Source organism: Gracilibacillus sp. D59 (genome assembly GCF_052246695.1).
Classification (GTDB): Bacteria; Bacillota; Bacilli; order Bacillales; family Amphibacillaceae; genus Gracilibacillus.
In genome coordinates this window covers 14,379-37,573 of sequence record NZ_JBQQCK010000010.1, presented here as the reverse complement: position 1 = coordinate 37,573, position 23,195 = coordinate 14,379, and the positions used below count along the sequence as shown (strand labels likewise).

At 35.8% G+C, this 23,195-nt stretch carries 18 protein-coding genes; 13 read left to right on the top strand and 5 right to left on the bottom strand.

From position 1 onward, the window contains the following. Window positions 1-3 precede the first annotated feature (3 nt). The gene (locus tag ACTWP4_RS16165; protein WP_443129821.1) at window positions 4-987 is read right to left on the bottom strand and encodes a LacI family DNA-binding transcriptional regulator; all 984 of its coding nucleotides are present in this window, start codon (window positions 985-987) and stop codon (window positions 4-6) included. 136 nt (window positions 988-1,123) lie between these two features. Here ACTWP4_RS16165 and ACTWP4_RS16160 point away from each other — a divergent pair, with 136 nt between their 5' ends. The 9 genes from ACTWP4_RS16160 (at window position 1,124) to ACTWP4_RS16120 (ending at window position 12,222) form a co-directional block, all read left to right on the top strand. Further along, the gene (locus ACTWP4_RS16160; RefSeq protein ID WP_443129820.1) at window positions 1,124-4,225 is read left to right on the top strand and encodes a glycoside hydrolase family 2 TIM barrel-domain containing protein; all 3,102 of its coding nucleotides are present in this window, start codon (window positions 1,124-1,126) and stop codon (window positions 4,223-4,225) included. A 61-nt stretch (window positions 4,226-4,286) separates the two neighbouring features. Continuing rightward, window positions 4,287-4,469 (top strand): cold-shock protein, encoded by a 183-nt coding sequence (locus ACTWP4_RS16155; protein WP_443129819.1) that lies wholly within the window; start codon window positions 4,287-4,289, stop codon window positions 4,467-4,469. A gap of 313 nt (window positions 4,470-4,782) precedes the next feature. Further along, entirely contained in the window at window positions 4,783-5,817 is a 1,035-nt protein-coding gene (locus ACTWP4_RS16150) for a LacI family DNA-binding transcriptional regulator (RefSeq protein ID WP_443129928.1), read from the top strand. 166 nt (window positions 5,818-5,983) lie between these two features. Further along, complete coding sequence (locus tag ACTWP4_RS16145; protein WP_443129818.1) at window positions 5,984-6,619, top strand: YesL family protein; 636 nt, start codon at window positions 5,984-5,986, stop codon at window positions 6,617-6,619. 768 nt (window positions 6,620-7,387) lie between these two features. Then, the gene (locus ACTWP4_RS16140) at window positions 7,388-8,686 is read left to right on the top strand and encodes an ABC transporter substrate-binding protein (RefSeq protein ID WP_443129817.1); all 1,299 of its coding nucleotides are present in this window, start codon (window positions 7,388-7,390) and stop codon (window positions 8,684-8,686) included. A gap of 69 nt (window positions 8,687-8,755) precedes the next feature. Continuing rightward, entirely contained in the window at window positions 8,756-9,679 is a 924-nt protein-coding gene (locus tag ACTWP4_RS16135) for a carbohydrate ABC transporter permease (protein WP_443129816.1), read from the top strand. Window positions 9,680-9,692: 13 nt separating this feature from the next. Next, complete coding sequence (locus tag ACTWP4_RS16130; protein WP_443129815.1) at window positions 9,693-10,538, top strand: carbohydrate ABC transporter permease; 846 nt, start codon at window positions 9,693-9,695, stop codon at window positions 10,536-10,538. Window positions 10,539-10,574: 36 nt separating this feature from the next. Beyond that, window positions 10,575-11,609 (top strand): LacI family DNA-binding transcriptional regulator, encoded by a 1,035-nt coding sequence (locus tag ACTWP4_RS16125; protein ID WP_443129814.1) that lies wholly within the window; start codon window positions 10,575-10,577, stop codon window positions 11,607-11,609. A 10-nt stretch (window positions 11,610-11,619) separates the two neighbouring features. Beyond that, window positions 11,620-12,222, top strand: a complete 603-nt coding sequence (locus ACTWP4_RS16120) for a YesL family protein (RefSeq protein ID WP_443129813.1) — start codon at window positions 11,620-11,622, stop codon at window positions 12,220-12,222. A gap of 400 nt (window positions 12,223-12,622) precedes the next feature. On the opposite strand, the gene ACTWP4_RS16115 is transcribed toward ACTWP4_RS16120, so the two are convergent. The 4 genes from ACTWP4_RS16115 to ACTWP4_RS16100 are packed head-to-tail and all read right to left on the bottom strand — an operon-like array spanning window position 12,623 to window position 18,093. Continuing rightward, window positions 12,623-13,570, bottom strand: a complete 948-nt coding sequence (locus ACTWP4_RS16115) for a substrate-binding domain-containing protein (RefSeq protein WP_443129812.1) — start codon at window positions 13,568-13,570, stop codon at window positions 12,623-12,625. A gap of 14 nt (window positions 13,571-13,584) precedes the next feature. Continuing rightward, window positions 13,585-15,090 (bottom strand): response regulator, encoded by a 1,506-nt coding sequence (locus ACTWP4_RS16110; protein ID WP_443129811.1) that lies wholly within the window; start codon window positions 15,088-15,090, stop codon window positions 13,585-13,587. A gap of 2 nt (window positions 15,091-15,092) precedes the next feature. After that, on the bottom strand, window positions 15,093-16,826 hold the full coding sequence (locus ACTWP4_RS16105) for a sensor histidine kinase (RefSeq protein WP_443129810.1): 1,734 nt from the start codon (window positions 16,824-16,826) through the stop codon (window positions 15,093-15,095). Window positions 16,827-16,851: 25 nt separating this feature from the next. After that, window positions 16,852-18,093, bottom strand: coding sequence for a HAMP domain-containing protein (locus ACTWP4_RS16100; RefSeq protein ID WP_443129809.1), 1,242 nt, complete (start codon window positions 18,091-18,093; stop codon window positions 16,852-16,854). A 290-nt stretch (window positions 18,094-18,383) separates the two neighbouring features. Here ACTWP4_RS16100 and ACTWP4_RS16095 point away from each other — a divergent pair, with 290 nt between their 5' ends. The 4 genes from ACTWP4_RS16095 (at window position 18,384) to yjfF (ending at window position 23,093) form a co-directional block, all read left to right on the top strand. Beyond that, on the top strand, window positions 18,384-19,466 hold the full coding sequence (locus tag ACTWP4_RS16095) for an ABC transporter substrate-binding protein (protein ID WP_443129808.1): 1,083 nt from the start codon (window positions 18,384-18,386) through the stop codon (window positions 19,464-19,466). Window positions 19,467-19,550: 84 nt separating this feature from the next. Beyond that, on the top strand, window positions 19,551-21,065 hold the full coding sequence (locus tag ACTWP4_RS16090) for a sugar ABC transporter ATP-binding protein (RefSeq protein ID WP_443129807.1): 1,515 nt from the start codon (window positions 19,551-19,553) through the stop codon (window positions 21,063-21,065). A gap of 1 nt (window position 21,066) precedes the next feature. Beyond that, window positions 21,067-22,110, top strand: coding sequence for an ABC transporter permease (locus ACTWP4_RS16085; protein ID WP_443129806.1), 1,044 nt, complete (start codon window positions 21,067-21,069; stop codon window positions 22,108-22,110). Further along, a complete protein-coding gene (yjfF, locus tag ACTWP4_RS16080) occupies window positions 22,107-23,093 on the top strand; it encodes a galactofuranose ABC transporter, permease protein YjfF (RefSeq protein WP_443129805.1) in 987 nt (328 codons plus the stop codon). Before ACTWP4_RS16085 ends, yjfF begins: the two co-directional genes overlap by 4 nt. Window positions 23,094-23,195 lie beyond the last annotated feature (102 nt).

Genomic DNA, 23,195 nt, shown 5'->3' with positions numbered 1-23,195 from the left:
ATATCAGGTTGTTTCTCGTTTTATTAAGCTAGTATCAATGTAAACTTTCTTGCAAATTTGCCGATCATCTCGTAAACGTTCCATGATGAGATCTACTGCTGTTTTTCCCATTAACTCTTTTTCAATACGAACACTAGTTAATGCAGGATAAACATACTTCGATACACTGATATCATTAATCCCGATTAAACTGATATGGTCAGGTATCTTAATGTTAGCCTCATTTATCGCTTTTAGTGCTCCAATGGCAAGTGGATCATTTGCAGCGATAAAACCTGTGTTGTTTGCCAGAGGCTTTTCCAGAAATTGATGCATTAACTCATAACCACTGTCAACATTAAAATGATCTAATAAGATCAGGTCTTCATTTAATAATGCCTTCTCTGTTAAACATTCGCGGAAATAGTATTCTCGAATATCCTTAGCAGGAGTAGCTGTTCCTTGTAACCTTTCTTTCCCACCAATAAATCCAATTCTCGTAATATCCTGATCTAAGAGATGATCAACAGCCTGCTTAATGACGGTTTTAAAATCTGTTAATACTGCATCACACCCGTCATGTTCAATGTCTGAATCGACTAGAACAACATGCTGTGTCAGTTGTTTGAATTGCTCTATTTGTTTTTTACTAAAACGTCCGACAGCAAGGATCCCATCTATATCATTCGGTATATCATGCAGTTCATGTATCGTATATTTTAATAAGTGCAGATGATGTTGGTCAGCTTGTTCTTCAATTCCGTGCCGAATCCCCATGTAATATAAATCGGTAAGTTCTTCTCTTTCGGTAACCCAGTGTACAAAAGCTATTCTCCTCGTCAATTTTTTCCGAGGAGCCTTTTTTTGATAGGACAGGGATTCTGCGATTTCAAAGATTCTTTTTTTCGTTTCATCACCTACAGATAGTTTCGGATCGTAATTTAAAACACGGGAGACCGTTGCAATCGAAACACCTGCTTTTTCAGCAATTTCTTTAATCGTTGCCATAACATTCACTACCTTTAAGTAAAATAAGTAAAATTTAACTTGACTAGTTTTACTAATTATTTTATTATACTACCTAAGAAAACTCAATATTTTAGTACGAAATGTATCCGATTTCAAACCGAGGAGGGGCTTTTTCATGTTAAACAAATCAAAATTAAGCTACACACCACCGGAAAATGGTTATCCGGAATGGAATAACAATCCTGAAATATTTCAATTAAACCGAATGCCACAGCATGCTTTAGCAATTGCCTATCAAAATCGTGAGCAAGCTTTGTCACAACGGAAAGAAAAGTCACCGTATTACAAAAACCTTAATGGTAAATGGCATTTTCACTTTTCGGAAAATCCTGATACAAAAGTGAAAGACTTTTACCAAACAGATTATGATGTGTCTGATTGGGACAAAATTCAGGTGCCGGCTCACTGGCAATTAGAAGGGTATGATTACCCTCAATATGTCAATACACGATATCCTTGGATTGAACATGAAGACATTGAAGCACCATTTGCTCCAACCAATTATAATCCGGTTGGTCAATATGTGACAACCTTTACGTTACCAGATGACTGGACTGATCAGCCGGTCGTATTACATTTTGCCGGAGTCGAAGTGGCTTTTTACGTATGGTTAAATGGGGAACTTGTCGGATATAGCGAAGACACATTTACACCTGCTGAATTTAACCTGACTCCATATTTACAAAGTGGAGAAAATAAATTAGCAGTAGAAGTCTATCGCTGGGCAGATGCAAGCTGGTTAGAGGATCAAGATTTCTGGCGTATGAGCGGGATTTTCCGTGATGTTTACTTATATGCTTTACCAGACATTCATCTATATGACCATCGTGTTCGAACTACTTTTGATCAAAACTATGAAAATGCAGAATTGGAAGTACAAGCAAAACTGCTCAACTATAATCAAAAGTCATTCTCTGCCAGTCGTTTGGAAGTAGAATTATTGACGGATAACAATGAGGTCGTATCAAAACAGTCGGTGGAACTTGATATCACTAAAAAAGACAAAGCAGAAGTAACTACTAAGACTACAATACGAAATCCTAGAAAATGGAGTGCAGAGGATCCGTATTTATATACGCTCATTTTTACATTAACAGGTGACAATGATGAGGTGCTTGAAGTTTTTGCAACAAAAGTTGGTTTCCGTCAATTTGAGTTGATCGACAATATCATGCATATTAATGGAAAACGAATTATTTTCAAAGGCGTCAATCGACATGAGTTTACAGCAGACAGAGGACGATCCGTAACAGAGCAGGATATGATCGATGACATTGTCCTCATGAAACAATACAATATTAATGCAGTTCGAACATCACATTATCCAAACCATCCGAAATGGTATGATTTATGTGATCAGTACGGATTGTACGTAATTGACGAAACGAATCTTGAAACACATGGTACTTGGCGATATGGACAAGAAACATTGGAAGATTCACTACCAGGCAGTAAACCAGAATGGACAGCTAATGTGTTAGATCGTTGTCAATCGATGTATGAACGAGATAAAAATCATCCATCTGTTATTATTTGGTCACTTGGCAATGAATCATTTGGTGGAGATAACTTCTTGAAAATGTATGACTATTTTAAAGAGGTAGATCCGACACGTCTTGTTCATTATGAAGGGGTATTTCATTACCGTCCGTCTGATGGTGCATCTGATATGGAAACGACGATGTATCGCAGTCCACAGGAATTAGAATTTTATGCGAATCAACCTGGTGATAAAAAGCCGTATATCTTGTGTGAATACAGTCATTCCATGGGGAACTCAACAGGTAATCTGCACAAATATACAGAGCTATTTGATAAGTATCCTTCTTTGCAAGGTGGGTTTATTTGGGACTGGAAGGATCAAGCTCTAAGACATCAAACAAAGGATGGTACGGAATTTCTCGCTTATGGCGGTGACTTTGGTGAATCACCACATGATGGTAACTTTGCCGGAGATGGTTTAATATTTGCTGATGGTACTGTTTCTCCAAAACTGATAGAGACTAAAGCATGCTACCGCAATATTGACTTTGCAACAGTCAATTTGAAGACAGGTGAATTTAAAGTTATTAATAAAAATCTTTTCCAAAGTTTAAAAGAATATAAATTAGTTTGGACGGTGGAAGAGAACGGAGAAGTACTAGAGTCTGGTATTCATCCATTAGATGCAGATGCCGGAAGTGAGCAAATTGTAAAATTATCTTATCAAAGTGAACAATTTCAACCAACAAAAGAACATATAGTAACATTGCAGGTAATTTATGATCATGCACCATTCTGGGCAGAAACGGATCATGAAGTTGCTTTTGAACAATTTGTTATCCCTGCTGCTTCAGTTAAGGAACCGGTCGATGGTAAGGTGAATATTGAAGAAGATGCTAATGTCTATCGTATTACTGGTGAACAATTTGCGGTTACATTTGAAAAGGAATCAGGATTATTATCCTCCTATCAAGTGAATGATATCGAGTTTATTAAACAGCCACTTGTACCTAATTATTGGCGAGCAATGACAGATAATGATCGAGGTGCAAAAGTTGATCAAACTAGTCAACAATGGCGATCAGCAAGTATGGAAAGGCAATTAATTCATTTCAAAGTCAATAATGGTGAAAGAAATGTAACGGTAGAAGCAAGTTATCGCCTGCCAACTTCTAGCATTTCAATGGTGAAAATAACATACTCAGTTAATCCGACAGGTACAATTGAAGTAGAACAACAATTACTACCTGGAGAAGGATTAGCAGATATACCAGAGATAGGTATGCGTTTTGAGACCGATGCTACTTTTGAAAATATCACATGGTATGGAAAAGGCCCTCATGAAACATATTGGGATCGACAAAAAAGCGGAAAGGTTGCTATTCATAATGGAAAAGTAGCAGATCAACTACAGCCTTATTTAAAGCCACAGGAAAGTGGAAATAAGTGTGGTGTCCGCTGGTTAGAGCTTTTCGATGAGCAAGGAAATGGTTTGAAGATAACAGGAGATCCAACAGTTGAAGTAAATGCTCTATCCTATACGCCGTTTGAACTGGAGGAAGCTAGTCACCATTATAAACTCCCTGAGTCTGATAAAGTTTCTGTTCGTGTAAACGGCTGGCAAATGGGCGTTGGAGGCGATGATAGTTGGGGACAACAGGTTCATCCAGAATATCGTTTACATGCCAATCGTTCTTACAATTATCGCTTCACTTTGAAAGGTTTTTCCGGATAACTTTGTATTTATGGATAAATAAGCGTATAATAGAGGTATAACCCACGAAAGGGAGTGCCCTATGGCTTATTTTAATAACCAGAAAGAACCCGTACAAAAAGTCGAGACTAATGTTTGGTCTTGTGTAAGTGATGATTGTCAAGGCTGGATGCGTGAGAATTATTCATTTGAAGAAGAACCAGCATGTCCAATATGTAAATCAGAAATGAAGAAGGAAGTAAGAGTAATTCCAGAAATGAAATAATAGATGAGAAGCTACTCTCTGATAAGGGAGTAGCTTCTTCATTATCCTAGTATGAAGAAGCATTTGCTTAGGAAGTATTCCTTGGATGCATGATGTTAACATGTGGTCACGTTGCTTGGCATAGGAAAAGCTTCTACTTATACGGTCAGGTTGTGTTAGGTAGATTAACGGAAAATAATCTATCGAATATGTTGAATACCGTACCATTAATCATTATTATTGTATGATTATTTACTTTCTAGCTTGACAGAAGGGGCAGTAAAAAGCTAAAAATAGAGTAGGAAATGTTTTGATTGTTCGGACATTTAACTAGATAAAGAGGCAGAGGGATAAAATCATGAAGTTGACGATAAGAGAAATTGCAAAAATGGCAGGGGTTTCACCAGGAACTGTTTCAAAAGTAATCAACCAAACTGGCAGCATTAGCCCTAAGACGATTCAAAAAGTAAAGAAAGTTATAGAAGATACAGGTTATCAACCAAGTTTTTCAGCAAAAGCTCTAGCAACGAAAAAATCGAATATGATTGGTCTTATATATGCAGGGGAAGTACATGTAGAATTCAATCATCCTTTTTTTAACCAAGTTATTAATGCCTTTAAAAATGCGGTAGGGCAGCTCGGTTACGATATTCTCATTTTTTCGAACCAAGCGTTTAATATTGGGAAAGAAGACTATGTTGCACGAGCAAAACACTATCAATTAGATGGTTGTTTAATCATTGCAGGGGAACATATCGAAGAAGCGATCTATCAATTAGATCAAAGTGATATTCCAACAGTTGCTGTCGATTTAGAATTGTCTGGAGAGCGTTCCAGTTATGTAATGACAGATAATGATAAGATATCAAGACAGGTTGTCGAATATTTTTATTTGAATGGCATCCGAAAAATGGCGTTTATTGGTGGACAAAAAGATTCGACTATATCTAATGTGCGTAAAGTGTCGTTTGTTCAATCGATGCAAGATTTTGGAATGGACCTCCGAGATGAATGGATTAAATACGGTAACTATTTTGAAGAAAGTGGCTATGAAAAAATGAAAGAAATTCTACAGGGAAAAAGTATACCGGATGCAGTCTATGCAGTGTCTGATATGATGGCGTTAGGAGCTATGAAAGCGGTTAAAGAAGCGGGGTTATCGGTTCCGGAGGACATAAAAATAATTGGCTGTGATGATATTGAGGCATGCAGATATAGTGACCCAGCATTGGCAACCGTCAAACAGGATCAAGTTAAAATCGGCAGGCTGGCAGCCAATATCCTGCACGATATAATTAACGAAAGAAAAGTACAAAAATCTGTATATGTTGACCCTGAATTAATTATTAGAGATTCCGGTGAAATTTAATCAGCTAATTCTCATAAGGTACGTTTATTATTTTAGAAAACGGCTATAATGTTAACAAAATAATTCATAGAAAAACTTGACTTATCGTTAGCGCGAAAGCTTTAGTTTTTCTTATACTACAAACTACATTATAGTGTAAAATAATAAATGAGAAATGGGTGATGGGATGAACCAGGCTGAAACAATGCTGTTTCGTATTTTACATGTGTTTGCTTCATTTTTGGCATTACAGTTGTTATGGTTTTTCTTTTCATTAGGAATTGTTACGGTGATTCCCGCAACTGTTGCTATGTATGCTGTCGTCTTGGAATGGTCGAAAAATGGAGTAGATATTATTGGGGTATGGAAGACATTTTTTCAAGCTTTTAAAATGAATTTTAGAAATACGCTATTTCTTGGAATTAATGTAGGTGTGATTGCGATTATCATAGCTGTAAATGTAAGCATTATCCCGACATTTAACGGATTTATACACGTTTTAATGCAAGTGATTTGGTTGTTTGCAGTAAGTATCTTCATTTCTATCTTAATAGCGATGCTCCCATTAACCGTAACGTCTCATTTAAAAGGGTTAAAGTTATGGAAACATGCTTGGATTGCGTCGATTACCATATTACCAGATATTTTGTTAATAGGAGCTATAGGAGCTATATTTGCAATTGTCGGTTTGTATTTCCCAATGTTAATTATTGCAGTTGTAAGTCTTTTTGCATTTGTTCATATTAATATATGGCAAAGAGCTGTCAAAAAACTGCCGCAAGATTTTTTAGACCAGTGTTTATTAAAATATCGTTATCGATAGGGGCAGGGTCAAATTAATTGTTTCCACTCCAAAGGCGAATAATGAAATAAATTAAAATGAACATAAAAAGGATTATGCGCAGTAACTGATGAGGTGTAACTATTGATCAAAGTGGGTGCCTGCTTTCACTCCTGTGGGAATGTTTTGTTTTCTTTGAAGATAAAACCCCACGGAAAGGGGAAGCTGGCACCAGAGTTACTAGACGTTATCTTCCTATTATGCAATTGAAAAATCTGAACGATTATGCGAATTTCTAATTGTAGAAATTCACATAATCGTTCGGATTTTATTTTTATCAAATAACTTTTGTCACAGCCTATTTACTTATTTTAGAGTAAATAGAGTTAGTTAGAGTACTAAAGAAGTCTTGGAGAGGGGTGGAGGAGGTGGGTTAGTCGACAAAAGCTTAGAGGTTCAGATGTTAAATTTCTTATTAACTTGTTACCATATCTTAATTGTTAATCAGAACTATAAAATTCATCGGAAAGGAAACCGATTTCTTTATAAGAATAATTTACAAAGAAATATTACAAGAAAACTATTGATTTTGTAATGTTGTAGTAATATAATGAACTGAGAAAGCGGATTCAATATGCTGCAGCGTAATTATTAAGTTATTTTTTTCGCTTTTAAGGAAACCGATTTCTTTTTCTAGCAAAATACAACACTGTATTCTACAAAAAAAGTAAGTAGAGGTAGGAAGTCTTAGTAAAATTCTTTATTGTTGTTAGGCTTTTATAAATTATACAAATACGGGGGTTAGTAATCATGAAAAAATGGTTAATGTTAGTTGTATTTTCTTCACTATTAGTCGCTTTAGTTGCTTGTAGTGATGACAATGAGAGTGCAGGAAGTGATGATAGCGGTGGTAGTGATGGTAGTGGTGGCGGTGAAAAAGTATCGTTAGATTTTTGGATCTTTGGTAGTACAGGTTATGGTGAATTAGTAGACGAATACATGGAAGAACATCCTAACGTTGAAATCACGATTAACGAAGGTGAAATGAATGATATGCACAATAACTTGTTTACATCTATTTCAGCTGGAAGCGGTGCACCAGACATTGCACAGATTGAAATTAGCCAGATTGAAAAATTCTTAGAAGCATCAGATCAATTCTACAATTTAAACGACTATGGTGCTGAAGATGTTTCTGGAAATTTCCTTGATTGGAAGTGGGCTCAGGCTCAAAATGTTGACGGATCTTTCCAAATCGGTTTACCAACTGATATTGGACCAACAACAATGTTCTATCGTACGGATGTAATGGAAGCAGCTGGACTTCCAACGGATCGTGAAGAACTTGCTGCAGAGATTGATACATGGGATGCGTATTATGAGGCAGCTAAAAAAGTAAAAGCTGAAACAGGTAAACCTATGGCAGACGCTCCACAGCTTGTGTTCAATGCAATTAGAGATCAACAAGATCAACAATATTTTAATAAAGACGGTGAATTGATCATCGAAGATACTGTTAAAGAAGCTTATGATTATACTACTAAAATGATTGAAGAAGGTTTAATCGGTCAAAATGAACTTTGGACTCCTGAATGGGGAAGTGCAATGGCGGAAGGAAGTTACGCTACAATGCCTGGTGCTCCTGGTTGGATGGTAGCTAATGTGAAAGGTAATGCACCAGACGCAGGTGGGAAATGGGATATTGCATCTATTCCTGAAGGAGCTGGTAACTGGGGAGGTTCTTTCTTAACCATCCCGGCAGAATCTGAATACCCACAAGAAGCATTTGATTTCATTTCTTGGTTAACAGCACCAGAGCAACAATTGAGATCATTTGAAATTGCTGGATTATTCCCTTCTACACCTGATGTATATGAAAATGAAGAATTCCTAGCAACTACTGATGAATACTTCAATGGTGCTCCGACTGCGAAAATCTTTGCAGAGGCTGCTCAATCAGTGAAAACGGTTTATATGGGTGTTAATTATTCAATAGTTGACACAGAACTGAATACAGCTCTTACAAATGTTGCTGTCGAAGGTACAGATCCTCAGGAAGAATGGGATGCCGCTGTCGAACGTATTAACACACAATTAGAGAGACAATAAGGATGATTATCAAACGGTCTATGGTCTTCATTCATAGACCGTTTGAAATCAGTGAAAGGAGAGAATGAAATGTCTCGAACAGACGTATCAATAAAAACGCACAAAAAAAAATCATCCTTGAGTGAGAAAACAAAAGAAGCTATCTCAGGCTACTTATATGTTTCCCCTTTCTTTATATTGTTTGCTATTTTTGGACTATTTCCAATTCTTTTTAGTTTTTACCTAGGGTTTCAAAAGTGGAACGGTCTAGGAGAAATGGAATATATCGGTTTGCAAAACTTTAAATGGGTGCTTACTGATGAAATATTTTGGACTTCTTTAACTAATACGTTAATTATGTGGATATTAGGAACACTCCCACAATTGTTAATAGGTATTATTTTGGCATATGCGTTAAATTCAGCATTAATAAAAATGAAAAGCTTTTTCCGAGTGTCCATATTTATGCCTTATGTAACGTCGACAGTTGCAGTTGCAATCGTTTTTGGAATTATGTTTAATAGTCAGGAGTTTGGCTTATTTAACGTAATCCTTAGTTGGTTCGGAGTGGATCCTGTTAATTGGGGAACGTCGTGGTGGGGGGTAAAAATAGCAATCTCCACAATGGTCTTTTGGCGTTGGGTTGGTTACAACACCATTATTTATCTTGCGGGTCTTCAAGCTATTCCGAATGAACTTTATGAAGCCGCTCAAATTGATGGGGCTACAATTAGACAGAAAATACAGTATATTACTATTCCTATGTTACGACCAATTATTATTTTAACTGTGTTTACTTCAACAATTGGTGCATTGCAACTATTTACCGAGCCTTTAATTTACATTGGTCGATCTTTCAGAGAAGAAGGAATAACCGTAGTGCTCTATTTATATCGTGAAGCATTTACTAATTTATCATTCGGTCCAGCTTCAGCAGCTGCGATTATCTTATTTATTATTATTATTATCATATCCTCAATTAACGTATTTATTGCAAATCGGATTGGGCGATAAGGAGGGTTAGTCAATGAGTGAAAAAGTCGGATCTAATAAGGTTTCAATTTCGAAGATGTTTGTGTATGCACTACTTGCCATTGCTACCTTTCTATCCATATTTCCGTTGTATTGGATGTTTGTAATGGCAACAAACCATAATAGTGCGATTAATAGTGTTCCGCCGGCGTTTATTCCAGGAGCAGAATTAGTGACAAACTTTAAAAAAGTAATAGATACCATTGATTTCTTTGGTGCTATTTGGAACTCGCTTATTGTATCAACTGTTACAACAATAGGTGTATTGTTTCTATGTTCTCTTGCAGGTTTTGCGTTCGCTAAATTTGCTTTTAAGGGTAAAGATGTCTTGTTTATTTTTATCCTAGTAACGATGATGATACCACCACAGCTTGGCTTAATTCCACAATATTTCATCATTACAAAACTAGATTGGTTGAACGATTTAAAAGCAATTATTGTACCGGGATTAATTGATGCGTTTGGTATATTTTGGATGAGGCAGTATATTAGTAGTAATGTTCCGTATGAACTGGTAGATGCTGCTAAGATTGATGGTTGCTCTAACTTTAGAGTATATTGGAACATTGCCGTGCCAGTTATCATTCCGGCGTTTGCAACCTTAGCGATTATTAAGTTTATGTATATCTGGAATGACTTTCTATGGCCACTTGTTGTCCTGCGAGAAGAATCATCGTTCACCATCCAAGTTGCTTTACGTGGTTTAATCGATAACTACGTTCGTGATAATGGTATGATCTTGTCTGGAACTTTTTGGGCTACTGTACCGTTGATTATCGTGTTCTTGTTATTAAATAGACTATTTATTCAAAGTCTAACTGAAGGTGCGGTGAAAAGTTAAGATAGTACATCCAATATAAAAAATAGAGGGATTCACATGAAACTAACAATTAGAGAGATAGCCATTATGGCAGGAGTGTCACCAGGTACCGTATCAAAAGTAATCAATAAAACCGGTAGTATTAGTCCGAAAACGATAAAAAAAGTCAATAAAGTAATTGAAGAAACGGGATATCAACCTAGTTTTTCAGCGAAGTCATTGGCGACAAAAAAGTCAAATCTTATTGGTTTGATTTATGCTGGAGAAGTTCATGTGGAATTTAGTCATCCTTTTTTTAATGAAGTGGTCAATGCTTTTAAGAATGCAATAGGAAAACTAGGATATGATATTCTAGTTTTTTCTAATGACAAATTTAGTAGGATGAAAGAGGATTATGTATCCAGATGTAAACATTTCCAACTGGACGGCTGTGTCATTATTGCTGGGGAACAATTAGAGGAAGCTGTTGATGAATTAGATCAAAGTAATGTACCTTGCGTAGGAGTCGATATTGAACTGAAGGGACCAAGATCAAGCTATGTGTCTACAGATAATGGAAAGGTATCCGCGAAAGTCGTAGAATATCTTTACTTAAACTCTATCAAAGAGGTGGCGTTTATTGCAGGTCCGGAGGATTCGATCATATCTAATCTTCGTAAAGAGGCTTTTACTCACTTTATGAATCTTTTCGGAATGTCTATTAGACCAAATTGGATTCAATATGGTAATTACTTTGAAGATAGTGGTTATCAAGCGATGAAACGAATACTAGCTGAGAGACCATATCCAGAGGCGGTTTACGCAGCTTCTGACATGATGGCGCTAGGTGCATTAAAAGCGTTGAAAGAAGAGGAATTGCATGTACCTAACGATATAAAGCTAGTAGGTTGTGATGGTATCGAAGCTTGTCGTTATAGTGATCCTCCACTTTCTACTGTAAAGCAGGATAAGGATAAAATGGGAAAGTTAGCAGCTTATATGCTGCATGATTTAATAAATGGAAATACTGATCCATGTTCAGTATTAGTAGATCCTAAATTAGTAGTCCGAGATTCCTCTTTAAGCAGTAAAAATATAACTATGTACAAATGAGGGTAATGATATGAACAAATCAGAAAACATTTTCTTCCGCATACTTGATATTTTCGCCTACTTTGTATTACTCAATGCAATTTGGATTATTTGTTGTGTACCAATTTTAACTATTTTTCCCGCGACAACAGCTTTGTTTGGCGTTGTTCGTAAATGGCATTCAGAAGGTACAGATGCCGGATCGATTCGATTGTTTTTTTCACTATTTAGGGAAAACTTTAAAAGAAGCTTTATTATTGGCGTCTTATGGACGATTGCGGGGGTGATTTTATTTGTTGATTGGTCCATTCTGCAACAAGTAGAGTTTACTGGAAAGATTGTAGTATTTGCCTTGTTGATATTTTCCATTATGCTATTTATTTTTATGACCATTTATATCTTTTTTGTTTTAGTGCATTATGAACTTTCAATTTTACAAACACTTAAGAATGCTTTATTTCTATCGTTAGGTTACTTTATTCATACACTATTGCTGTTAGTAACAATAGTTGGAGCAATCACGATTACTATCTTTGCACCGATTTTTATCATGATCTTCGGGAGTATTCTAGCATTTTCGATGTATTTTATCTTTCATAAATTATCTATCAAAGTTCAACAGCAACTTGTATGAAATTGAGAACCCTTAAGTAAAATTCACTAATGAGTCTGGGACATAAACATTATTCTCCACTCCAAAAGCGAATGATGCATACATGTTGATGCACACAAGGAGAATTTTGTTCATAAACATGTGCGGTCATTTTGATATGATGTTTGGTGCTGAGCAAGCGATCCGGTTGTCCGCTCCCCTTTTCACGGGATTTCTCCTAAGCTAACTTTGGAGAAAATCATCCCATAGGAGTTGAAAGCGAACGACCTTCGCTATATGGATGTTCTACACCTTTAGCATGAAAAAATTGATGATGGCAATGACATCCAATAATCCAAACGATATCGAATACTATTCGATTAATCGTTTGGATTTCTAATTTTAAAACACTTATGTCACAGCCTCTGTATATATAATAAAATCACTTTTGAATGCTATTAATCTCTATCGTTTCGGTATATTCTTTTTCATTAACTGTCTTGCCATTGATTAATTCAGATAATCGTTTGACGATGAGTTCTCCCCATTTTCCTTGGTTTTGTGAAATAGTGCTTGTAATTTGTCCATTCTTCACTCCTTCCAAAATAATGGGTAAATCATCAAACGTAACAGCTGTTTTATCAAAACCGTGAGCTTTCCATACCGTAATGGCAGCAGGACCAGCCAGCGAATCAATGCCAACAAAACCATCGAAATTAGGATGAGTATCTACCATTTTTTCAATATTTGTCAGTGTATCAGGGGCTGTTCCGTTACTGTAGGCAATGGTTTTTATTGATAAATCAGGGTATCGATCGATGACAGCTTTCAGCCCTTCTATTCGAAGACGCAAATTTTCCATTGTTGGTAATCCGCTACTTACAATTAATTCACCTTTATACTCTAAATGCTTAGCTACTGTTTCGCCTAAATGCAGGCCTGCTAAATAATTATCCGTTCCTATATAGGCATAACGATTACTTTTTGGTGCATCCGTATCAAAACAAACAATAGGTATTCCACGTCCTACTGCTTTATTGATAATAGGAGTTATCGTTTTCGGATCTGTTGCACCTATTGCAATTCCATCAACCTCTTGTTCGATATATGCTTGTAGAATTTTCGCCTGGTCTTCAGCTGAAGCGATTTTCGGTGCATCGATAATAATGTTAATACCTATATTAGAGGCGTGTTCACGAGCTGTTTCTGTTACCTTTTCGAAAAAAGGATGTGCGACCGGATAAATAATTGCAAATGTATAATTTGAGGATATTTGTTCCTCCTCCTGTGTCAGTTCCTCTTGTATCACAGGCCGGTTTGTTCCAGAAAATAAAATGAAAATACTACTGCAAATGCTAATTCCGATTAAAATAAAAATCCACTTTCGCATGTCTATCCCTCATTTTAAGTGATACTAGTTGTTGAAAGAGTTTTAGCTAGTTGATTTTTGTATTCCTTGGTCGTCATGCCTGTTACTTTTTTGAATATATGACAAAAGTAATGGGAATCATTAAAGCCCACCTTATATGCAATTTCATATGTTTTGTTGTTTGTTGTTTGTAACAATTCTTTCGCATGGTCCATTCTTGTCTTGGTTAAATATTCTGTAATCGTCTGGTCCATCTCTTTACTAAAAATATTACTAAGATAGGAAGCACTAATATTAACATTCTTCGCAATCTCCTGCAGTGACAGACCAGGTTCATGATATCGTGTAGTAATTACTTGTTTCACTTGTTTTATCACCTTTCCATATTTACTGGAATGGTGATCATGATGAACTAATAAAGGATGTAATATTTCTTTCATGAAGTGGATCATTTCTTCCTTCGTTCGAACTTGGTGGATCTTATTCTCTAATGGTTTGATCATTTCTTTACAATCGTTGTCAAACTGATTGGATTCGTCAAGATGATGTCGGATTGTAATTGTAAAATCTAGCAAAAAATAATAGAGAAATACATTGGATAGATCCTGTTTTTGGTGAATAAAACTAGCATAGGATTGAATAAATGTATCAAGTTGATGGAGTTGCCCGAATTTTAAAAAATGAATGAGTTTTCTTCTGTCAAAGGACTGCATTAATTCTCGATGCACATCTTGATGAGCTTGCAAAAAGGTATAAGATTGTATCGCACGACTGTAACTAAAAGCTTCTACTGCATTTTCATAAGCTATCGTAATATGTTCAGTTCTTGTTTCGATGGAACCCAACCCGAATAATAGCGGTTGATGATGTGATGTTAAAAAATGTTTTATCTCTTTTAATTGCTTTAGTAGCATATGCTCTAAATCATGTTTTAAAATGAGGACCCATTTGGTTTCTTTTACAAAGAGTAAAGGTTGATAGCTAGATAATGTTTGTTTGATCATTTCCTCACTTTTTTCAATTACAAGGACCGTGTAATAACTAGCCATTAAATCAACTTGCAGATTTTTGGCTTGATGAATAATTTCTTCTGTTGATAAGGAGCCTTTGCAAAGCTGCTCATATAGCTCTTCCTTTGTTTCGATATTAGTAAAAAGTGTTCTATTATTCTCCATTTCTGTTTTTACTTTTCGCAAAATAGTTATTAGATCCTGACTGCTGACAGGTTTTAGACAATACTCTTCTACTTGTATTCGTATTGCTTGCCTAGCATACTCAAACTCATCATGACCACTTAAAATAATGATTTTAACATGTGGCATTTTTTCTTTGACTATTTTTGATAATGTTAACCCATCCATGAAAGGCATTTTAATATCCGTAATCACAATATCTGGTTGGTGTTTTTCAATTAATGGTAAGGCCATTTCTCCATCAGATGCATCACCACAATAGATAAATCCCTCGTTTTCCCAATCAATTTTTTGTGCAATCCCCCGTCTAATTACAGCTTCATCATCAACTAAAAATACTTTTTTCAACTTTATTCGCCCCTTTTTGGAATTGTAATCGTTATTCTTGTACCAGAGCCTTTCCAGCTATTTATCGTTAATCCATACTTTTTGCCGTAATATAACTGTATTCGTTGTTGTACGTTAATAAGTCCAAATCCATTTTTGGAATCTGGAACTACTTCGCCAGAGATTAAGTGATTTCGCAACTTTTGTAATCGCACTTCATCCATTCCAATGCCATTATCGATAACTTCAAAACGAATCTTATCATCATCTTCGAATGCTCCATTTATCCGTAAAAATCCCTTGCCCCGTTTATTTTTAATGCCATGATAAATGGCATTCTCCACAATAGGTTGTAATAATAGCTTTAAAATATGATAACGATAAAGGTCCTCATCTACATCAATCGTTACATCTAAAATGTCTTCATATCTGGTTTGTTGAATATATAAATAACTATCGATATGGGACATTTCATCTGCAATTGTGATCCAGTCTTTGCCTTTATTGAGAGAGATTCTACTGTATTGTGATAATGCTTTTGTTATTTCGATAACAGATTCATGTTCTTTAGCTTCAGCTAACCAGACGATAGTATCTAGAGTGTTATATAAAAAATGTGGATTAATTTGTGCCTGCATGGTACGAAATTCTGCTGCTTTTAATTTTTTTTGTTCTTCAATACTTTGGTCTAGAAGCGATTTTATTTTTGAAATCATTTGGTTGAAACTATGGCCTAAGGTAGCAATTTCATCTTCTCCAACTGGATTTACTTTTGCTTTTAGGTTACCCTCGGCAGCTTGTGTCATTTTTGTTTTTAATATTTGGATCGGAAATATTAACTTATTTGAAATAAACATATACAGTCCGATGGTAAAAATAATACTGCTGATAACTGTTAAAAAGATTAAGCTACGAATTTCATTGCTATCCTTCATAATTTCACGGATTGGCGCCTGACCGATGACTTTCCAATCTGTCATTTTCGATGTTTCATATACATAAAATATGCCATCATTCGTGTAATAGCCCTGCTCTTTTTCAGAAATGCGTTCCAAATCGAAATAAACTTGGTCTGCAGTATTATGTTGTTTTTGTTGAAAAAAGATATCACGATCGGTCGATGTAATAAAAAAGGAACTGCTCTCCGTTAAATGGACATCATCTAGCACAGAGGTGATCGCAGAAGCATCAATCGTTATTTTCAACATGCCGATCACAGAATCGGTTATATCCCAAACAATAGCATCGGTCATCACTAGTGTAGGGAAACCATTTCGATAAATTATTTCCATTTTTGTTTGTGTTGGATCTTCGGCTAGCCATTCCTCTGTTTCAATGTCGTTCCGTTGATAAACGCCTCTCGTATTGCTGATTGTTTTACCCTCTAAATTCATGATTTCAATGTCAAAAATATCCTCACCTGATAAATAACTTTTTTGATAAAAATCAAACAAACTGAGAATTTCTTTCGCTTCTTCATAGGTTTCTCCTTGGTGTAACAGGAATTGAACGGTACTCTGCTGTTTCCCTATCTCATTAAAGCGATGAATGTCTTGAAAAAGGACATCAATTTCTCGAGTTATTTGGCTCGTTTTAATTTGTGCCAAGCTGTAAGCTCGCTCTGAAACAATATTAGAAGATTTCATATAAGATATGAATCCGATTAAAACTAGTGGGAAGACTGTTAATAAAACAAACATAACGAGCATTTTAATACGTAAGCTTTTGTCTAACCATTTGAACCCATTCCATTGCATGGCATATCATCCTTCAGATTTGCAGTTAAATCGTAAATTGTCTTAATTGCTCCTGTAGTTGATCTAAATAGGCAAGTTGCTTATCAGAGTTTTCCGCAATTTCCTCAATCGTAGTCAGTTGTTCTTCGCCTAGTGCCCCGATCACTTCCATATTTGTAAAGCATTTCGTGATTTGTGTTTTAAATTCCTCCATATTTTTTTGTAGTTGACTGATCATGGTGATTGTAATAGAAGTATGTTCATGGATGAGATGGTGCTCATCTGGAAGATTAATTAATTGTTTTTGAAAGCTTATTTGTTTCTGCAATAACCTTTCATTTTCTCGTTGCAACTGTTGCAATTGTAAGTGTTGTTGTTGCAAGTCGTGGGTAATGAATTGGCTAGTAGATGTCATTTGTTCACCAGCAGCCAAATTTTCTTCTGTACTTTGATGAATTTGTCGAGAGGTGTGAATGATTTCATTACTTGTATGATGTACTTGGCTAATAATATGCTTCAAATAATTGGTCATTAAATGAAAACCGTTATATAGATCATCGATTTCATTGGTTGCAGTTACCGGGTTAATCAAGACATTTAAATTTCCTTTTGCAATTTCTTTTGCATGGTTTTGTAAGGAATAGATCGGTTTTAACATGTATTTTGATACGACCCAGATAATCAAGAATGTAATTACTAGTAATAATATGTAGACTGTAATACTTGTACCGATATCACGATTGATTTTTTCTTTTATCGCTTCTTTTTGTCTTTCACTTTCTTGCAAGTTTTTTTGGAGTAATGTCTGGACATGTTCATTAATTAATCCAGAGGCTATACCAATATATTCTTGCGTCGTATATTTTTCTTCAGCTGGTACATTAAATTTAATTTGATGACCAAGCCGGTCAACATATTCGGTTGTTGTTTCTAGAATGGTTCTTACCTCTTCTATTTCGTTTGTAAAAGGTTGTGCCATTTCTTTACTTGCGACAGTATTTAGATGATCCTCCATTTGGTTTAAAATTTGATACTGTCTGCCATCTTCAAAATATACTTTGCCATAAACTATATCTCGAATTTCTTCTTCTAACTGATCTCTTAACTGACCATGAATCGAATTAGTCAAATGGATGGTTTCCGTCATTTCGTTGTATTGCTTGATATAACTAATAAAATAAAAAAGCTGTACAAGCTGTATAAGACCAAACCATATAAAAAGTAAAACAAATAAAATAAGAAATTTTGAGCGAATCGATAATTTACGAAATTTTGAAAACGCATTCATTTTAAATCTACTCCTAACTGATGGATTATATGTAGAAGATACGCTCGTTGTTTATTAAATTCTAAAAGAACCTTTCATATATTTTAACTTATTAGAACAAGTTTCTATAGTCTATTGTACGTATTTTAAAAAATAATACAATTTTAGTAAAAAAATTGAACTAAAAAATAAGAATTTTATAAATATTTAATTTTTTTCAAAAAATTTTCTATTACATCTAAGATGGAAGCGTTCTAAAATAAAGCTATACCAACATTTATTGGTGAAAATAAAGGGGAGGTTATACGAACATGAAGAAATTTTTAGAAGCTAAGGGGTTATTAATATTACTATTCGCTCTTTTATTACTGTTAGCAGCCTGTGGTTCTGCAGACGAAAGTGGAAGTAATCAAGAGGGAGCAGGTGACAACACAGAACAGACAGAGGAAGAAAATGATGCAGAAGAGACAGAAGGTGATTCAGAGGAAGAAGAAAGTGATGGGCAAGCTGGTGAAAAATTAGTGATCGGTTTTTCACAAGTAGGCGCAGAGAGTGAATGGCGTACTGCCAATACAAAGTCGATTCAAGATGCAATTAAAGATGCTGGTCACGAGTTAAAATTCTCTGATGCGCAGCAAAAACAAGAAAACCAGATTAAAGCAATTCGTTCTTTTATTACCCAAAAGGTAGATGCAATCGTTTTTTCTCCAGTAGTTGAAACTGGATTTGAAACAGTACTTCAAGAGGCAAAAGACGCTGGTATTCCAGTGTTTCTAGCAGACCGAGCTGTCGATGTTGAAGATGATTCTTTATGGGTTACGTTTCTAGGCTCTGATTTCGTAGAGGAAGGACGTAAAGCAGGAAACTGGTTAGTGGAAGAAATGGCAGATGAAGAGGGACCTATCAATATCGTTGAACTACAAGGGACAGTAGGTTCAGCACCAGCCATTGACCGTAAACAAGGTTTTGAGGAAATTATTAGTCAAGAAGATAAATTTGAAATTATCAAATCACAAACAGGTGATTTTACAAGAGCGAAAGGTAAAGAAGTGATGGAGGCATTCCTGAAATCAGAGGGGGACAACATTGATGTGCTATATGCACATAACGATGATATGGCGATTGGTGCCATTCAAGCAATTGAAGAATATGGTTTAAAACCGGCAGAAGATATTACGATTATTGGTGTAGACGCTGTAAAAGGTGCTTTCGAAGCCATGGCTGATGGCAAAATGAACGTAACGATTGAATGTAATCCATTGTTTGGTCCTCAATTAGTAGATTTAATTGAACAGCATTTTGCTGGTGAAGAATTAGATAAACGTATCGCAGTAGAAGAAAGCATGTACACAATGGATCAAGCGGAAGAGCTCTTACCAACTCGTGAATATTAAGAAATAGAGATAAAGCAATGAAGTAGCCTAAAGTAATACCGACTTGCTTTAGGCTAACTGATTTGTAAGAAGGAGGTAAACAACTTGCCTAAACAACAACCAAGATTAGTAATGGAAAATATCGTGAAAGAGTTTCCAGGTGTTAAAGCTCTTTCCAATGTGCACCTTTCGCTCTTTCCAGGGGAAGTTCATGCCTTAATGGGTGAAAATGGTGCGGGAAAATCAACATTAATTAAAGTATTAACAGGTGTTTATTCGATTGATCAAGGGACCGTAACACTTGAAGGAAAGCTTGTTGATATTAATAGTCCGCTAAAAGCACAGAAACATGGGATAAGTACTGTGTACCAGGAAGTGAATCTATGTTCCAATCTTTCTGTAACCGAGAATGTTTTTATCGGTCGAGAAATTAAAAAATACGGCAGATTGGCTTGGAAAGAAATGCATCAGCGTGCAGAAAAATTATTAGAAAAATTACAGCTTAGGATTGATGTAACGAAACAATTATCCGCCTATTCGGTAGCTATTCAACAAATGGTTGCAATCGCCCGTGCTCTTAATGTATCGGCCAAAATATTAATTCTAGACGAGCCGACATCTAGTTTGGATCGTGACGAAGTACAGCAGCTTTTTACAGTAATGAGGCAGTTGAAAGAAGAAGGGCTCGCAATAGTGTTTGTCAGTCACTTTTTAGATCAAATCTATGAGATTACCGATCGCCTAACTGTATTGCGAAATGGTGAATGGGTTGGCGAATATAAAACAAAGGAAATCGACCGTATGGAGCTTGTTTCGAAAATGATTGGGAAAGAGTTGCAGGAAATGGGAGCTATCACATCCAAAAGTTCAGTGAATCAAACAGAAATTCCAGCATCTTTTCTAAAAGCTGACGAGATTGAATTAAAGGGAAAAATTGATCCTTTTGACCTAGAAATGCGTAAAGGCGAAATCGTAGGGCTTGCGGGATTACTAGGTTCAGGACGAACAGAGATGGCTCGTGTTTTATTTGGAGCAGATAAAGCTGATAAAGGAATAATGAAAGTAAACGGTAAAGAAGTCCACTTTTCTTCACCAAGAAGTGCGATTTTAAATAACATTGGCTTTTGTTCAGAAAACCGAAAAACTGAAGGGATAATCCCGGACTTAACGGTAAGAGAAAATATGATTCTAGCCATCCAAAGTGTTAATGGCTGGTTTCGTTATTTATCAAGAGCAAAACAAATGAAAATTGCTGACGAATATATTGAATTATTAAATATAAACCCAGCTAATCCAGAGCAATTAATCAAAAACCTTAGTGGTGGTAACCAGCAAAAGGTAATGCTTGCAAGGTGGCTGGTGACAAATCCTGATTTGTTAATTCTGGATGAGCCAACACGTGGTATTGATATTGGTGCAAAAACAGAAATTATGAAATTAATGACACAACTAAGTAAAGAAAATAAATCGATATTATTTATTTCATCTGAAATAGAGGAAATATTGCGGACCTGTGACCGAATAGCAGTACTTCGAGATAGAAAGAAAGTGAAAGAGTTTGATAATGATAAAGCGTTAACACAACAAGACGTAATGAAAGAAATGGCCGGGGGAATGTAAAATGTTCAAATCTATGTTGAAATCAAGACTATTTTGGCCAATTATCGTATTATTACTTATTTTGATAATCAATTTATTTTTTGATAGTAGCTTCTTTTCCATAGAAGTGCGAAATGGCCGTTTAACAGGAAGTCTTATAGATATTCTTAACCGTGGAGCACCTTTAATGTTGATTTCGATCGGTATGACACTTGTGATTGCTACGAAGGGGATTGATTTAAGTGTAGGTTCTGTGATTGCAATGTCTAGTGCGATTGGTGCCATGACAGTTACAAGTGCGGATGGTACAGGACTAGGTCCTTTTTTTATGGCGGTTGGGCTATCATTGTTAATTTGTACATTGGTTGGTAGCTGGAATGGATTACTTGTGTCAAGAATAGGTGTACAACCGATTGTGGCGACATTAATTTTAATGGTTGCCGGGAGAGGGATAGCCCAGTTAATTACAGGTGGGCAAATCACAACGGTATATTATGACCCCTATTCTTTTATTGGTGGTGGCTATTTATTAGCATTACCATTTTCCGTTTTTATCGTGGCATTTGTTTTTCTGATTGCGGTCTTAATAACGAGAAAAACAGCACTTGGGCTTTTTATAGAATCAGTTGGCTCAAACCCTGATGCAAGTCGATTATCCGGGATAAATTCAAAAAATATTATGCTGATGGTATATATGTTTTCCGGATTTTGTGCTGGAGTTGGAGGCTTGATTTTATCCTCCAATGTGATGAGTGCAGATGGAAACAATGCTGGATTATGGTTTGAATTAGATGCTATTTTAGCAGTTGTTATTGGTGGTACCTCCTTAATGGGTGGTCGATTTTATTTAATGGGGACTGTTATTGGAGCATTAATTATCCAAAGCTTAACAACTACCATATATTCCATTGGTGTCCCTGCGGAAACGAATTTAGTAGTGAAGGCGATAGTAGTATTGCTTGTTTGTTTATTACAATCTCCGGAATTCCGCCAAAAAGTATTTGGTTTTGGTAAGGTAAAACGGACAGGGGAACAAAAAGAAAGGGAGGGTGTGCCATTATCATGATTAATCGATTATCACTAGATTATAAACAACTTCCTTTACTTGCGACCATTTCTTTATTTGTTCTCATGTTTAGCTTTGGATCACTTCGATACACTGGTTTTTTCTCCACTCAAGTATTTCTCAATCTATTTATTGATAACGCATTTCTTATTGTAATAGCGATAGGAATGACATTTGTTATTTTATCTGGAGGAATTGACTTATCGGTTGGTTCAGTTATTGCTCTGACAAGTATGGTTGCTGCAAGCTTAACAATGGAAGCACAATTATCACCGTGGATTGTCGTACCCATCAGTTTGTTAGTAGGTACTGTGTTAGGTGTTATTCAAGGTTCTTTGATTCATTTTTACAATTTACAACCCTTTATTGTGACATTAGCTGGAATGTTTTTAGCTCGAGGACTTAGCTATGTGATTAGCATCGAAACGATTGCAATTGATCATCCTTTTTTCAGTTATATGGCAAGTACACAAATTTCATTACCAGGAGATAATTTTATCTCCGTAAGTGTGGTTATTGCTTTAATTGTTGTCGTTATTGCGATATTTATTGCTCACTTCACCAATTTTGGCAGGACGGTTTACGCAATAGGTGGAAGCGAACAATCAGCAATGTTGATGGGCTTACCAGTTGGAAGGACGAAAATACTAATCTATACATTAAGTGGTTTCTGTGCATCGTTAGCAGGTCTGATTTTCACTTTTTATATGCTATCTGGTTATGGCTTACATGCGAATGGGATGGAGCTAGATACAATTGCAGCAGTTGTCATTGGTGGCACTCTTTTAACCGGGGGTGCAGGTTATGTAGCAGGAAGCGTAGTTGGTGTGTTGATTCTAGGTATTATTCAAACTATTATCGTTTTTGAAGGGACTCTTAGCTCGTGGTGGACCAAAATTGCAATCGGAGTATTGTTGTTGTTATTTATTGTGTTACAACGTGTCATTGTATTGAGAAGTGAGAAAAAGCAAGGAAACAATTAAAAATGTTATCTTCAAGGGAAGGAGTTTTCCAATCGTATAAAACTATCATAGGTGGATCATGTAGCAGATAAAGGCTTAATTGTTCTATCTTTTTCTTTACAA

Excerpts from the sequence above, each read along its gene's own strand:
- ACTWP4_RS16165 (WP_443129821.1), bottom strand. The coding sequence starts at position 987 with ATGGCAACGATTAAAGAAATTGCTGAAAAAGCAGGTGTTTCGATTGCA.
- ACTWP4_RS16155 (WP_443129819.1), top strand. The coding sequence starts at position 4,287 with ATGGCTTATTTTAATAACCAGAAAGAACCCGTACAAAAAGTCGAGACT.
- ACTWP4_RS16140 (WP_443129817.1), top strand. The coding sequence starts at position 7,388 with ATGAAAAAATGGTTAATGTTAGTTGTATTTTCTTCACTATTAGTCGCT.
- ACTWP4_RS16085 (WP_443129806.1), top strand. The coding sequence starts at position 21,067 with ATGTTCAAATCTATGTTGAAATCAAGACTATTTTGGCCAATTATCGTA.
- ACTWP4_RS16145 (WP_443129818.1), top strand. The coding sequence starts at position 5,984 with ATGAACCAGGCTGAAACAATGCTGTTTCGTATTTTACATGTGTTTGCT.
- ACTWP4_RS16160 (WP_443129820.1), top strand. The coding sequence starts at position 1,124 with ATGTTAAACAAATCAAAATTAAGCTACACACCACCGGAAAATGGTTAT.
- ACTWP4_RS16105 (WP_443129810.1), bottom strand. The coding sequence starts at position 16,826 with ATGCAATGGAATGGGTTCAAATGGTTAGACAAAAGCTTACGTATTAAA.
- ACTWP4_RS16130 (WP_443129815.1), top strand. The coding sequence starts at position 9,693 with ATGAGTGAAAAAGTCGGATCTAATAAGGTTTCAATTTCGAAGATGTTT.
- ACTWP4_RS16115 (WP_443129812.1), bottom strand. The coding sequence starts at position 13,570 with ATGCGAAAGTGGATTTTTATTTTAATCGGAATTAGCATTTGCAGTAGT.
- yjfF (WP_443129805.1), top strand. The coding sequence starts at position 22,107 with ATGATTAATCGATTATCACTAGATTATAAACAACTTCCTTTACTTGCG.
- ACTWP4_RS16135 (WP_443129816.1), top strand. The coding sequence starts at position 8,756 with ATGTCTCGAACAGACGTATCAATAAAAACGCACAAAAAAAAATCATCC.
- ACTWP4_RS16120 (WP_443129813.1), top strand. The coding sequence starts at position 11,620 with ATGAACAAATCAGAAAACATTTTCTTCCGCATACTTGATATTTTCGCC.
- ACTWP4_RS16100 (WP_443129809.1), bottom strand. The coding sequence starts at position 18,093 with ATGAATGCGTTTTCAAAATTTCGTAAATTATCGATTCGCTCAAAATTT.
- ACTWP4_RS16125 (WP_443129814.1), top strand. The coding sequence starts at position 10,575 with ATGAAACTAACAATTAGAGAGATAGCCATTATGGCAGGAGTGTCACCA.
- ACTWP4_RS16095 (WP_443129808.1), top strand. The coding sequence starts at position 18,384 with ATGAAGAAATTTTTAGAAGCTAAGGGGTTATTAATATTACTATTCGCT.